The organism is Mycobacterium decipiens (genome assembly GCF_963853665.1).
GTDB classification, from domain to species: Bacteria; Actinomycetota; Actinomycetes; order Mycobacteriales; family Mycobacteriaceae; genus Mycobacterium; species Mycobacterium decipiens.
Window position 1 is genome coordinate 4,826,680 of record NZ_OY970459.1, and the last position, 12,737, is coordinate 4,839,416.

Here is a 12,737-nt window from a genome sequence, read left to right on the forward strand (position 1 = left end):
CGCCGGTGCGCCGGGCAGCTACGACTGCCCGCTGATCCCGTCCTGGCCGAGCAGCACCCCGCTGGCACCACCCGCGCCGACGTTGCCCGCCGTCAGCCCGTCACCACCATTGCCACCGTTACCGCCATCACCGATCAGCACCGCCCGGCCGCCGTCACCGCCATCGCCGCCGTCACCGGTGATCCCGCCGGCGCCGCCGGCACCACCGTTACCGCCGTTACCGATCAACGCGGATACGCCGCCGGTACCGCCGGCACCCCCGACGGTTGGGTCGGCGCTGCCGGTGCCCGCGCTACCGCCGGTGCCGCCGGCACCACCGCTCCCGAACAGCCCGCCGCCGTTACCGCCGGCACCGCCGTTCCCGCCGTTGTTGTTGGCGCTGGTGGTGGAGATCCCACCGGCGCCACCGGCACCGCCGGCACCGCCGTTCCCGAACAGCCACCCGCCGCTACCGCCGGCCCCACCGGCGCCCCCGCTGCCGTCTGCGGTGTTATCCAAAAAACCGATCGCGCCGGCCCCGCCGGCACCCCCGGCGCCGCCATTCCCGCCGAGCAGTCCACCGACACCGCCAGTCCCACCGGCCCCACCGTTACCGAGGCCACCGCCGCCGCCGATACCGCCGGCACCACCGAAACCGAATCCGGCGCCGCTGCCGGCGCCGCCGGCGCCACCGGCGCCACCGAACCCGCCGGCACCGAATGCACCGCCGCCGCCAACACCGCCGAAACCGAACAACAAGCCGCCGCCCCCGCCGGCACCGCCAGCCCCGCCGGCCCCGAAGCCGCTGGCGCCGCCGAACCCGCCGGCCCCGCCAATGCCGATCAGCCCAGCGTTGCCGCCGGCACCGCCGGCCCCGCCAACGGCACCCTCGGAGAGGGGCCCGCTGAAGCCACCGGTTCCGCCGGCGCCGCCCATCCCGATCAACAGACCGCCGCGCCCGCCGGCGCCGCCAAGGCCGCCGACCGACACGCCGGGGTCGGTGGGCAATCCGACGCCGGTGCCGCCGACGCCACCAGTCCCGCCGACCCCGAACAGGCCGGCGTCGCCCCCGGCACCGCCGGTTGCGCCGGGCGCGCCGATCCCGGTGCCGCCCGTCCCGCCGTTACCGCCGTTTCCGCCGAACAGTCCGCCGCCACCGCCAGCCCCGCCGATCCCGCCGGCACCGGCACCGCCTTGCCCGCCTCGGGCGCCGGCACCGCCGGGCCCCCAGAGCACGCCACCGTCGCCACCGGCGCCGCCCTCGCCGCCAACTCCCAAGAAGCCGGTGCCTCCGGTCCCACCTTCCCCGCCGATACCGATCAATCCGGCGTCGCCGCCCGCCCCGCCGACCCCGCCCGAGGGACCTTGGCCGAACCCGCCGAATCCACCGGCGCCGCCGACCCCGAACAGCCATCCGCCGCGGCCGCCGTCTCCGGCGGCCCCGCCGACGCTGACTTGGTCCGAGGTGGTGTTGTTCGTGCCGCCGGCCCCGGCGCTCCCGCCGCGGCCGCCGGTGCCGACCACCCCGGCATCGCCGCCGTTGCCACCGGCGCCCCCGACGTTTTGGCCGGTGCCGCCGCTGCCGCCGACCGCGCCGTCGGCGGCGGAGAGGATGCCGGAGTTGCCGCCGGCCCCGCCCGCCCCGCCAACACCCGCATTGCCAAGGCCGCCCGCGCCGCCGGGACCGCCAACGCTGAACAGCCGGCCGGCCCCGCCGGCTCCGCCGGCACCCCCGTTGAAGTCGCCCTCGCCGCCGGCACCGCCGGCACCGCCGGTACCGCCGAGCCACCCGCCGGCCCCGCCGGCCCCGCCGGGTCCGCCGTTGTTCCCAAAGAGGTTGGTGTCCCCGCCGGCGCCTCCGGCACCGCCATTACCGAACAGCCCGGCATTCCCACCGGCACCGCCACTCTGACCGGCCGCGCCGGACCCGCCGGCCCCGCCGTTGCCGAACAAAAGCCCGCCGGCCGCGCCGTCTTGGCCGGTCCCCGGGGCTGCGTTGGCCCCGTTGCCGATCAATGGTCGTCCCAGCAGTGCCTGGGTGGGCGCATTCACCAGATCGAGTAGCGGTTGAAGAACTGCGGCGCCCGCGGCCTCGGCGCTCGCGTATGACCCCCCACCTGAATTCAGGGCCGCGATGAACTGTTGATGAAACGCGGTCGCTCGGGCGCTCAGCGCCTGATACTCCTGAGCGTGCGAGCCGAACAACGCCGCAATGGCCGCCGACACCTCATCGGCCCCCGCCGCCAGCAACCCGGTCGTCGGTGCCGCCGCCGCCGCGTTCGCGGCGCTGAGTGCCGACTCAATCCCCGCGAGATCCGTTGCCGCGGCTAGCATCTGCTGCGGCGCCGCGATCACATAGGACATGTGAACCTCCCAATGCGTGTCAGACAAAGGCGCGCCCACCCGGCGATCGCGCAGCCACGTCAATTGGTTAGTGGTAACAGTAACAATGGGCGCGAATCGGCGTGGGACTTTGACCGCTCGGCTTAGCGCCGAGGTCACAGCCATGCCGCACCAGCCCGCTGGTTCGCCGTCCGCTCGATGCCAAACGCAGCACAGCCGCCCGGGTAGCCGACCTCGTGGAGCGAAGGCAACGCTCGTTCCGGAATCGCCTTCGCGGCCAAAGCTTCCGAAGCCAGGAAGGGCCGCGCGAGCGGCTAGAGCCGCTCGATAATGGTGACGTTGGCGGTGCCGCCGCCCTCGCACATCGTCTGCAGCCCATAGCGGCCGCCGGTGCGCTCGAGCTCGTTGAGCATCGTGGTGAACAGCTTGGCCCCGGTGGCGCCCAGCGGATGCCCCAGCGCGATCGCGCCGCCGTTGGGGTTTACCTTCTCCGGGTCGGCCTTGATTTCCTTGAGCCAGGCCAGCACGACGGGCGCGAACGCTTCGTTGATCTCGACGGTGGCGATGTCGTCGATGCAGAGCCCGGTCTTTTCCAACGCGTAGCGGGTGGCCGGGATGGGCCCGGTGAGCATTAGCACCGGGTCGGCGCCCCGCGCGCTGATGTGATGGATGCGAGCGCGCGGGGTCAGCTTGTGTTCTTTGACGGCTCGCTCCGACGCCAGCAGCACCGCGCTGGCACCGTCGGAGATTTGACTGGCCAGGGCGGCGGTCAGCCGGCCGCCCTCGGTGAGTGTCTTCAGCCCCGCCATCTTTTCCAGCGACGTCTCGCGCGGCCCCTCGTCGCCGCGGAAATCACCGATCGGCACGATCTCGTCGTCGAAATGTCCTGCCCGGATTGCCGATAGCGCGCGCTGGTGGCTGGTCAGCGCGAACTGCTCCATCTCCTCGCGGGACAGATTCCACCGTTGGGCGATCAGCTCCGCGCCGCGGAACTGCGAGATCTCCTGGTCGCCGTAGCGGTGCTGCCAGCCCGTCGACTCGGCGGTCGGAGAGGTGAAGCCGAACTGCTTGCCGACCTCCATCGCCGACGCGATCGGGATCTGGCTCATGTTCTGGATGCCGCCGGCCAGGATAAAGTCAGCCGTTCCGGCCATGATTGCCTGTGCGCCAAAGGAAATCGCCTGCTGACTGGAACCACATTGACGGTCTACGGTGACGCCCGGAACCTCCTCCGGGTAACCCGCCGCCAGCCACGCCAGCCGGCCGATGTTCCCGGCCTGCCCACCGAGGGCATCCACGCAACCCACCACCACGTCGTCGACAGCGTTCGGGTCCACGTCGACGCGTTCGAACAAACCGTGGAACACGCTCGCCCCCAGATCGATTGGGTGCACTCCGGCCAGCGCTCCGTTGCGCTTGCCGACCGCGCTTCGCACGGCATCAACGACGTACGCCTGGGGCATTTCAGACTCCTTCTTTCCGCTTTTGATCCACCGTGATCCCGCCAAGAACGATGGCCAGGTATTGCTGACCCACCTGCGCCGCGGTGAGCGGCCCGCCCGGTTGATACCAGCGCACCGACACCCAGGTGGTGTCACGGATGAAACGGTAGACCAGGTCCACGTCCAGGTCGGGCCGGAAATAGCCCTCCTCGATGCCCTGATTGAGCACGTCGACCCACATCTTGCGCTGCTGCTTGTTCAGGTCTTCCAGATAGGAGAACCGGGGCTGCGACGACAGCCGTTGCGCCTCGTCCTGATAGATGACGACCTGCGCGTGCCGATGCTCGATCGCCTCGAAGGAGGCCATGAACAATCCCTTGAGTCGCTCCAGCGGATTGGCATTGCCGCCCACGATTTCGCGATACCGGGCGAACAGCCAGTCCAGGAAGCCGCGCATCAGTTCGTCGACCATCTCCTCCTTGGAGGCGAAGTGGTGGTACAGGCTGCCGGACAGAATGCCGGCACCGTCAGCGATGTCGCGCACGGTGGTCGCGCGGAGGCCGCGCTCGGCGAACATCGTTGCGGCGAGCTCGAGCAGCTCGTTTCGCCGGCTATTGACCTGACCGGTCACTCGATCCACCCGACCAGCCTATCAACCAAGCGCTTGCTCGGCTAGCTGCGGCCGCTGCCGCCCACCTGCCATGGCCGCAGTTTCGGCAATGTCGTGAATATTTCATGTCGGACCCAGTGGCACCCGAATCCGAATCCGAATCCGAATCCGTGACCGTTGGGGGCTACCATCGACACCGGCCTGCCCAACTCAGGCTTTAACAACACAGGTACCGGGGTCTCCGACCCTTCAGCACTCCCGGCGGCGCCGGCGCTAGCTTTGTCTTTGGCTTTTTCAACACAATCAGCGGCGGCACCGCACAGAACACCTTTAGCTCGGGCTCGGAAACACACCGCCGCCCCGGGCGTCTTTGGCCTCGGGGTGAGCGGCTTCAACTCGGGCTTGTTCAACATGGGTACCGGCGTATCGGGCTTATTGAACCTCAATCGGCTGTTGCCATAACTGATCAGTAGGCGGGCTCGCGCGTGCGCGAAGACTCGGTCACGGATGCTGGCTTGATACCGAGATCACCTCGCCGGTGAGGTAACTGGAGTAGTCACTGGCCAGAAACGCGATGGTGGCCGCCACCTCCCAGGGTTCGGCGGCCCGTCCGAACGCCTCGCCGGCGGACAGCCGGTCCAGCAGCTCGGCCGAGGTCGTTTTGTCCAGGAACTTGTGCCGGGCGATGCTGGGCGAGACCGCGTTGATCCGCACCCCATACTCGGCGGCTTCTATTGCACTGCACCGGGTTAACGCCATCACCCCGGCTTTGGCTGCCGCATAGTGCGACTGCGAGTGCTGCGCCCGCCAGCCGAGCACGCTGGCGTTGTTGACGATCACCCCGCCGTGCGGCGCGTCGCGGAAGTAACGCAGCGCCGCGCGGGTGGCCCGGAACACCGACGTGAGCGTCACATCCAAAACCCGGTCCCATTCGTCGTCGGTCATGTCGGCCACCGGCGTTTGTCCGCCCAGCCCGGCGTTGTTCACCAACACGTCGAGGCGGCCCATCCGCGCCGTGGTCGAGTCGATCAGGGCATCAATCTGGGCGCTGGATGTCACGTCACACAGCACGCTTTCGACACGACCCAGTCCCAGCTCCGACAGCTGGTCGGCGGTCTCCCCCAGCCGCCGCTCATGGTGGTCGGAGATCATCACGTCGGCGCCCTCGGCCAGGGCCCGCCGCGCGGTGGCGGAACCGATGCCGGTGCCCGCCGCCGCGGTTACCACGACCACCTTGCCCTGCAGAAGTCCGTGTCCAGCAATCTCTTTCGGTGCTACAGAAAGGTTCATCCCCTGGCCTCCCGAGGCAAGCCGAGCACTCGCTCGGCAATGATGTTGCGCTGGATCTCGTTGGACCCGCCGTAGATCGTGTCCGCGCGGGTGAACAAGTACAGCCGCTGCCACTCGTCGAACTCGCCGCCTGGCATGGTCATTCCGGGCTTGCCGATCACGTCCATCGCCAACTCACCCAGGTCGCGATGCCAGTTGGCCCACAACAACTTCGACACGTTGTCCTGGCCGTCGGCGGCTGGCCCTTCCAAGGTGGCCAGCGCATACGAGCGCATTGCTCGCAGGCCGGTCCACGCCCGGGTCAGACGCTCCCGGATGAACGGGTCGCCGGCGGCGCCGGTGCGTTGTGCCAGCTCGACCAGATTGGAAAGCTCACGGGCGTAGACGATCTGCTGCCCGAGGGTGGAGACACCGCGTTCGAAGGTCAGCGTTCCCATTGCAACCCGCCAACCGTCGCCCGGCTGGCCAACCACCATGGCGGCGTCGGTGCGAGCGTCGTCGAAGAACACCTCGTTGAACTCCGCTGTGCCGGTGATCTGGACGATCGGCCGGATCTGCACACCGGGCTGGTCCAGCGGTACCAGCAAATACGACAGCCCGGCGTGGCGTTTGGAGCCCTTCTCGGTGCGCGCGACTACGAAGCACCATTGCGACAGGTGCGCCAGGGACGTCCACACCTTCTGACCGTTGATCACCCACTGACCGCCGTCGAGCTCGGCGGTGGTCGACACGTTCGCGAGGTCGCTGCCGGCGCCGGGCTCCGAATAGCCCTGACACCACAGCTCGGTGACATCGAGGATGCGCGGCAGGAACCGCCGCTGCTGCTCCGGCGTGCCGAACGCGATCAGCGTCGGGCCCAACAGCTCCTCGCCGAAGTGGTTGACCTTGTCCGGGGCATCGGCGCGGGCGTATTCCTCGTAGAAGGCCACCCGGTGCGCGGTGGAAAGCCCACGGCCACCGTGCTCGACCGGCCACCCCAGGCACGTCAGTCCGGCGGCAGCCAGATGCTGGTTCCAGGCCCGACGTTCTTCGAACGCTTCATGCTCGCGTCCCGGCCCGCCCAGACCCTTGAGTGCTGCGAACTCGCCGACCAGATTGTCGGCGAGCCAACCGCGGACCTCCGCCCGGAACTCCTCGACGTCCTGCATGCCCTGTAGGCTAACCTACCAAGCACTTGCTTTGTAGCTCGGCGACGATGCGTGGCGGCCGGGCCGCGCGAGGAGGAGCCGGGCAATCGGAGCCAGCTCGGCGACGATGCGTGCGGCCGGGCCGCGCGAGGAGGAGCCGGGCAATCGGACGAGGAGCGTCGATGACCAGCGATCCCCGCACCGTGCCCGCGGCGCTGGATCGTTTGGCGGACCGATTCCCCGACCATGCGGCGCTCGTCACCGACGAACGAAGCTTCACGTGCCGTGAACTGCGCGACGAGGTCTACCGGGCCGCGGCCGCGCTAGTCACGTTGGGTGTCGAGGCCAAAGACCGGGTGGCCATTTGGTCTCCGAACACCTGGCACTGGGTGGTGGCGTGTCTGGCAATCCACCACGCCGGCGCCGCCATGGTGCCGGTGAACACCCGCTATACCGCCGAAGAAGCCGTCGACATCCTGACCAGAACCAAGGCGCCGGTGCTGTTCGCCATGGGCCGATTCCTGGGTGCCGACCGGGTAGCCGGCTTGGACCGCGACGCCCTGCCCGCGCTGCGGCACATCGTTCGGATCCCGATCGACCTCACCGAGACAGCCGACGGGACCTGGGACGAGTTCATCGCTCGCGGTAACGACTTCGATGCGGTCCAAGCCCGCGCCGCCGCCGTCGCGCCCGACGACATCAGCGACATCCTGTTCACCTCCGGCACCACCGGCCGCGCCAAAGGCGTGCTGTGCGCGCACCGGCAATCACTGTCGGCGTCGGCGTCCTGGGCCGCCAACGGCAAGATCACCAGCGACGACCGCTACCTGTGCATCAATCCGTTCTTCCACAACTTCGGCTACAAGGCCGGCATCCTGGCCTGCCTGCAGACCGGTGCGACGCTGATCCCACACCTAACCTTCGATCCATTGCGCACGCTGCAGGCGATCGAGCAGCATCGCATCACCGTGCTGCCCGGGCCCCCAACGATCTACCAAAGCCTGCTCGACCACCCGGCCCGTTCCGACTACGACCTGAGCTCGCTGCGGTTCGCGGTGACCGGGGCGGCCACCGTGCCGGTGGTGCTGGTGGAACGCATGCAATCCGAACTCGACATCGACATAGTGCTCACCGCCTACGGACTCACCGAGGCCAACGGGATGGGAACAATGTGCCGCCCCGACGACGACGCGGTGACCGTCGCGACAACGTGTGGGCGCCCCTTCGCCGACTTTGACTTGCGCATCGGCGACGGCGGGGAAGTACTGTTGCGCGGGCCCAATGTCATGCTCGGCTACCTCGACGACCCCGAAGCGACCGCCGCCGCCATCGACGCCGACGGCTGGCTGCACACCGGCGACATCGGCGCTATCGACGACTCCGGCAACTTGCGAATCACCGACCGGCTCAAAGACATGTATATCTGCGGCGGGTTCAACGTCTATCCCGCCGAGGTCGAGCAGGTGCTGGCCCGGATGGACGGCGTGGCCGATGCCGCGGTCATCGGCGTCCCCGACCACCGGCTCGGCGAAGTCGGCCGAGCGTTTGTGGTCCTCCGGCCGGGTGCGCAGCTCGACGAGGCATCGGTGATCGCCTACACCCGCGAGCATTTGGCGAACTTCAAAGCGCCGCGGTCGGTGCGGTTCGTCGACGCGCTACCGCGCAATGCCGGCGGCAAGGTAGTCAAGCCACAACTGAGAGAGTTGGCCTAGATGGATCTGAACTTTGACGACGAGACGCTGGCTTTTCAGGCCGAGGTGCGGGAGTTCCTGACCGCCAACGTCGACTCGATCCCGACGAAGTCCTACGACAACGCGGAAGGCTTTGCGCAGCACCGACGTTGGGACCGAGTGCTGTTCGAGGCCGGCCTGTCGGTGATCACCTGGCCGAGGAAGTACGGCGGCCGCGACGCGCCGCTGCTGCACTGGGTGGTGTTCGAAGAGGAGTACTTTCGCGCCGGCGCTCCGGGTCGCGCCAGCGCCAACGGTACCTCGATGCTGGCGCCGACGCTGTTCGCGCACGGCACCTCCGAGCAGCTCGACCGCATCCTGCTGAAAATGGCCAGCGGTGAACAGATCTGGGCGCAGGCTTGGTCGGAACCCGAATCCGGCAGCGATCTAGCATCGCTGCGCTCGACCGCGACCAAGACGGAAGGTGGCTGGCTGCTCAACGGGCAGAAGATCTGGAGCTCCCGAGCACCATTCGCGGATATGGGATTCGGGTTGTTCCGCTCCGATCCGTCTGCTGACCGGCATCGCGGCCTGACATACTTCATGTTCGACCTGAACGCCACGGGTATCACGGTGCGCCCGATCACCCAGCTGGGCGGCGACACCGGCTTCGGCGAGATCTTCCTCGACAACGTCTTCGTACCCGACGAGGAGGTCATCGGCACCCCGAACGACGGATGGCGCGCCGCTATGAGCACGTCGAGCAATGAGCGCGGCATGTCACTGCGCAGCCCGGGCCGCTTCCTGGCTACCGCCGAGCGGCTGGTGCGGCTCTGGAAAGACCGCGGCTCGCCGCCGGCATTCGCCGACCGGGTCGCCGACGCGTGGATCAAGGCGCAGGCTTACCGGCTGCAAACCTTCGGAACGGTAACCAGATTGGCTGCCGGCGGGGAACTGGGTGCGGAATCATCGGTGACCAAGGTGTTCTGGTCCGACCTTGACGTGGAGTTGCACCAGACGGCGCTCGACATTCGCGGCGCCGACGGAGAGCTGGCCGGCCCTTGGATCCAGGGCCTGCTGTTCGCCCTCGGCGGTCCGATCTACGCTGGTACCAACGAAATCCAGCGCAATATAATCTCTGAACGGCTGTTGGGCCTGCCGCGAGAGAAGAAGTGACCGTGGAATTTGCACTAGACGAACAGCAACGCGACTTCGCGGCCAGCATCGACGCGGCGCTGGGCGCCGCGGACCTACCTGGCGCGGTGCGTGCGTGGTCGGTCGGCGATGTCGCGCCCGGCCGCAAGGTATGGCAACAGTTGGCCAACCTCGGCGTCACCGCGCTCGCCGTTCCCGAAAGGTTGGACGGCCTGGCTGCTCATCCCGTCGACCTGATGGTCGCCCTGGAACGCCTTGGGCGTTGGTGTGTGCCTGGCCCGGTCACCGAATCCATCGCCGTTGCACCGGTCTTACTCGCCGACGACGACCGCTGCGCCGGGTTGGCCTCCGGTGAGCTCATCGCCACCGTTGCGCTGCCGCCGCAGGTGCCGCGTGCGGTCGACGCGGACACCGCCGGGCTGGTGTTGCTTGCCGGTGTCGATGGTGTCACCGCGGCTTCGGTTGGTCAGCGCCACCCATCCGTCGACCCGAGCCGCCGCCTCTACGACGTGACCGCAGTTGGCGACCCGTGGCAGGCAGACGTCAAGCGCGCCTACGAGTTCGGGGTGCTGGCCACCGCCGCACAGCTGGTCGGTGCCGCGCAGGCGCTGCTGGATGCCGCCGTCGACTATGCCAAGCAGCGCACGCAGTTCGGCCGCGTGATCGGCTCGTATCAGGCGATCAAGCACAAACTCGCCGACGTGCACATCGCAATCGAGCTGGCCCGCCCGCTAGTGTATGGCGCGGCATTGTCACTAGAACCGCGCGATGTTAGCGCCGCCAAGGTAGCGGCAGCGGAGGCGGGCCTGCTGGCAGCGCGCTCGGCATTGCAAACCCACGGCGCCATCGGGTTCACCCAGGAACACGACCTGTCGCTGTGGCTGCTGCGCGTGCAGGCACTGCGGCCGGCGTGGGGTACGCCGGAGGGACATCGCCGGCGGGTGCTGGAGACGCTATGACCCGCGCCGGCGACGATGGGGGGACGAAGCGATGGGGAGGAGCGGCGCAGTGAGTGAGGAACGGGAGATGCTGCGGCAAACCGTTGCCGCTCTCGTGACCAAGCACGCCAGTCCGGCGGCGGTGCGTGCGGCGATGGAATCCGAGCGCGGCTACGACGAATCACTGTGGCAGCTGTTGTGCGAGCAGGTCGGCGCCGCTGCACTGGTGGTACCCGAGGAGTTCGGTGGCGCTGGGGGCGAACTAGCCGATGCTGCAGCGGTTTTACAGGAGCTGGGCCGGGCGCTGGTGCCCTCTCCGCTGCTGGGTACGACGCTGGCGGAGCTGGCGCTGCTGGCCGCACCCGACCCGGACGCCAAGACGCTGGCGGGGCTCGCTGACGGTCGCTCGATCGGTGCGCTGGTGCTCGACCCCGATTACGTGGTCAACGGGGATATCGCCGATGTCGTCATTGCCGTAGACGACGGCCAGCTGAGCAGGTGGACCCGATTCAGCGCACGGCCCGTCGCCACCATGGACCCCACCCGCAGGCTGGCCCGTGTGCAGCCCGAAGAGACCGAGCCGCTGGGCACCGACCGCGGCATTGGCGACACCGCGGCCATCCTGTTGGCTGCCGAGCAGATCGGCGCCGCCGAACGCTGTCTGGAGCTGACCGTTGAATACGCAAAGAATCGCGTGCAGTTCGGCCGCCCGATCGGCAGCTTCCAGGCACTCAAGCATCGGATGGCCGACCTGTATGTCGCAGTCGCCGCAGCCCGCGCCCTGGTCGCCGATGCCTGCAAAGAGCCGACGGCCACCGGCGCCGCCACCGCACGCCTGGCCGCCAGCGAGGCGCTGAGCAACGTGGCGGCCGAGGGCATCCAGCTGCACGGCGGTATCGCGATTACGTGGGAACACGACATGCACCTGTACTTCAAACGGGCGCATGGCAGCGCGCACCTGCTCGGCTCGCTGCGCAAGTTGCTGCGCCGACTGGAATGCGAGGTGTTCCCATCGCCGTGAACGAACGCGTCGCACTGCGCGCCGGCATCCCACCGTTCTATGTGATGGATGTCTGGCTGGCAGCCGCCGAGCGCCAGCGCACCCACGGCGATCTGGTGAACCTGTCGGCGGGCCAGCCCAGCGTGGGAGCGCCGGAGCCGGTGCGTGCAGCCGCGGCCGCCGCCTTGCGTAGCAACCAGCTCGGTTACTCCGTGGCGCTGGGGATTCCAGAGCTGCGTGTGGCGATTGCGGCGGATTATCAACGCCAGCACGGACTCACCGTCGAACCCGATGCGGTCGTGGTCACCACGGGTTCGTCGGGTGGCTTCTTGCTCGCGTTTCTGGCGTGCTTCGACGTGGGCGACCGAGTTGCGCTGGCCAGCCCCGGCTACCCGTGCTACCGAAACATCCTGTCCGCGTTGGGCTGTGAGGTGGTCGAGATCCCCTGCGGGCCCCAGACCCGGTTCCAACCCACCGCGCAGATGCTCGCCGACCTCGACCCCCCGCTGCAAGGCGTCATCGTTGCCAGCCCCGCCAATCCCACCGGGACGGTGATACCTCCCACGGAGCTAGCGGCGATCGCGTCGTGGTGCGACGGCGCGGGGGTGCGACTGATCAGCGATGAGGTATACCACGGCCTGGTGTACGCGGGAGCACCGCAGACCAGCTGCGCCTGGCAAACCTCACGAGAAGCGGTGGTAGTCAACAGCTTTTCCAAGTACTACGCGATGACGGGCTGGCGGCTGGGCTGGCTGCTGGTGCCGGACCAGCTACGCCGCGCGGTGGACCGCCTGACCGGCAATTTCACCATCTGCCCGCCGGTGTTGCCACAGATCGCCGCGGTGTCGGCGTTTACCCCCGAGGCCACCGCGGAAGCCGACAGCCATCTGCACCATTACGCGATCAACCGCTCGCTGCTGCTCGACGGTCTGCGTCGCATCGGAATCGACCGGCTGGCACCAACCGACGGCGCGTTCTACGTCTACGCCGACGTCTCGGACTTCACCGACGACTCGCTCGAGTTCTGCTCAAAGTTGCTGGCCGACACCGGTGTTGCGATCGCGCCGGGCATCGACTTCGACCCCGCACGCGGCAGTTGCTTCGTCAGACTGTCGTTCGCCGGGCCAACCAGCGACATCGAAGAGTGCCTGCGGCGAATCGGACCCTGGCTACCGCGATAGGC

General features: G+C 68.5%; 10 protein-coding genes and 1 pseudogene. 5 read left to right on the forward strand and 6 right to left on the reverse strand.

Annotation, left to right across the window (positions count from 1 at the left end):
- Positions 1 to 18: 18 nt before the first annotated feature.
- The 6 genes and pseudogenes from AADZ55_RS21200 to ipdE1 form a co-directional block, all read right to left on the reverse strand.
- Positions 19 to 2,343 (reverse strand): PE family protein, encoded by a 2,325-nt coding sequence (locus AADZ55_RS21200; RefSeq protein WP_341286238.1) that lies wholly within the window; start codon positions 2,341 to 2,343, stop codon positions 19 to 21.
- A 137-nt stretch (positions 2,344 to 2,480) separates the two neighbouring features.
- Positions 2,481 to 2,618, reverse strand: a pseudogene (locus AADZ55_RS23665) (hypothetical protein); the annotation flags it as partial.
- 18 nt (positions 2,619 to 2,636) lie between these two features.
- Complete coding sequence (gene fadA6 / locus AADZ55_RS21205) at positions 2,637 to 3,785, reverse strand: steroid 3-ketoacyl-CoA thiolase FadA6 (RefSeq protein ID WP_085325324.1); 1,149 nt, start codon at positions 3,783 to 3,785, stop codon at positions 2,637 to 2,639.
- Between the two features lies 1 nt (position 3,786).
- A complete protein-coding gene (gene kstR2, locus AADZ55_RS21210) occupies positions 3,787 to 4,404 on the reverse strand; it encodes a TetR family transcriptional regulator KstR2 (RefSeq protein WP_085325323.1) in 618 nt (205 codons plus the stop codon).
- Positions 4,405 to 4,875: 471 nt separating this feature from the next.
- Entirely contained in the window at positions 4,876 to 5,664 is a 789-nt protein-coding gene (gene ipdF / locus AADZ55_RS21215; RefSeq protein ID WP_085325322.1) for a (5R,7aS)-5-hydroxy-7a-methyl-1-oxo-2,3,5,6,7,7a-hexahydro-1H-indene-carboxyl-CoA reductase, read from the reverse strand.
- Positions 5,661 to 6,812 carry an acyl-CoA dehydrogenase IpdE1 gene (gene ipdE1, locus AADZ55_RS21220; RefSeq protein ID WP_085325321.1) on the reverse strand — a complete coding sequence of 384 codons (1,152 nt, stop codon included), beginning with the start codon at positions 6,810 to 6,812 and terminating at the stop codon, positions 5,661 to 5,663. Before ipdE1 ends, ipdF begins: the two co-directional genes overlap by 4 nt.
- A gap of 161 nt (positions 6,813 to 6,973) precedes the next feature.
- Between ipdE1 and fadD3 the strand changes: the two genes are divergently transcribed.
- Genes fadD3 through AADZ55_RS21245 form a run of 5 tightly spaced genes read left to right on the forward strand, consistent with a single transcriptional unit; the run spans position 6,974 to position 12,735 of the window.
- Entirely contained in the window at positions 6,974 to 8,503 is a 1,530-nt protein-coding gene (gene fadD3 / locus AADZ55_RS21225; protein ID WP_085325320.1) for a 3-((3aS,4S,7aS)-7a-methyl-1,5-dioxo-octahydro-1H-inden-4-yl)propanoate--CoA ligase FadD3, read from the forward strand.
- Complete coding sequence (locus AADZ55_RS21230; RefSeq protein ID WP_085325319.1) at positions 8,504 to 9,637, forward strand: acyl-CoA dehydrogenase family protein; 1,134 nt, start codon at positions 8,504 to 8,506, stop codon at positions 9,635 to 9,637.
- Positions 9,634 to 10,575, forward strand: a complete 942-nt coding sequence (locus AADZ55_RS21235; protein WP_085325318.1) for an acyl-CoA dehydrogenase family protein — start codon at positions 9,634 to 9,636, stop codon at positions 10,573 to 10,575. Before AADZ55_RS21230 ends, AADZ55_RS21235 begins: the two co-directional genes overlap by 4 nt.
- Positions 10,576 to 10,606: 31 nt before the next feature.
- Positions 10,607 to 11,575: an acyl-CoA dehydrogenase family protein gene (locus AADZ55_RS21240; RefSeq protein WP_085325317.1), complete on the forward strand. Its 969-nt coding sequence runs from the start codon at positions 10,607 to 10,609 to the stop codon at positions 11,573 to 11,575.
- The gene (locus AADZ55_RS21245; protein ID WP_085325316.1) at positions 11,572 to 12,735 is read left to right on the forward strand and encodes a pyridoxal phosphate-dependent aminotransferase; all 1,164 of its coding nucleotides are present in this window, start codon (positions 11,572 to 11,574) and stop codon (positions 12,733 to 12,735) included. The genes AADZ55_RS21240 and AADZ55_RS21245 overlap by 4 nt, the downstream gene beginning before the upstream one ends.
- Positions 12,736 to 12,737 lie beyond the last annotated feature (2 nt).

Coding starts and splice junctions, on each gene's coding strand:
- AADZ55_RS21200 (WP_341286238.1), bottom strand. CDS start 2,343: ATGTCCTATGTGATCGCGGCGCCGCAGCAGATGCTAGCCGCGGCAACG.
- fadA6 (WP_085325324.1), bottom strand. CDS start 3,785: ATGCCCCAGGCGTACGTCGTTGATGCCGTGCGAAGCGCGGTCGGCAAG.
- ipdF (WP_085325322.1), bottom strand. CDS start 5,664: ATGAACCTTTCTGTAGCACCGAAAGAGATTGCTGGACACGGACTTCTG.
- ipdE1 (WP_085325321.1), bottom strand. CDS start 6,812: ATGCAGGACGTCGAGGAGTTCCGGGCGGAGGTCCGCGGTTGGCTCGCC.
- fadD3 (WP_085325320.1), top strand. CDS start 6,974: ATGACCAGCGATCCCCGCACCGTGCCCGCGGCGCTGGATCGTTTGGCG.
- AADZ55_RS21230 (WP_085325319.1), top strand. CDS start 8,504: ATGGATCTGAACTTTGACGACGAGACGCTGGCTTTTCAGGCCGAGGTG.
- AADZ55_RS21240 (WP_085325317.1), top strand. CDS start 10,607: ATGGGGAGGAGCGGCGCAGTGAGTGAGGAACGGGAGATGCTGCGGCAA.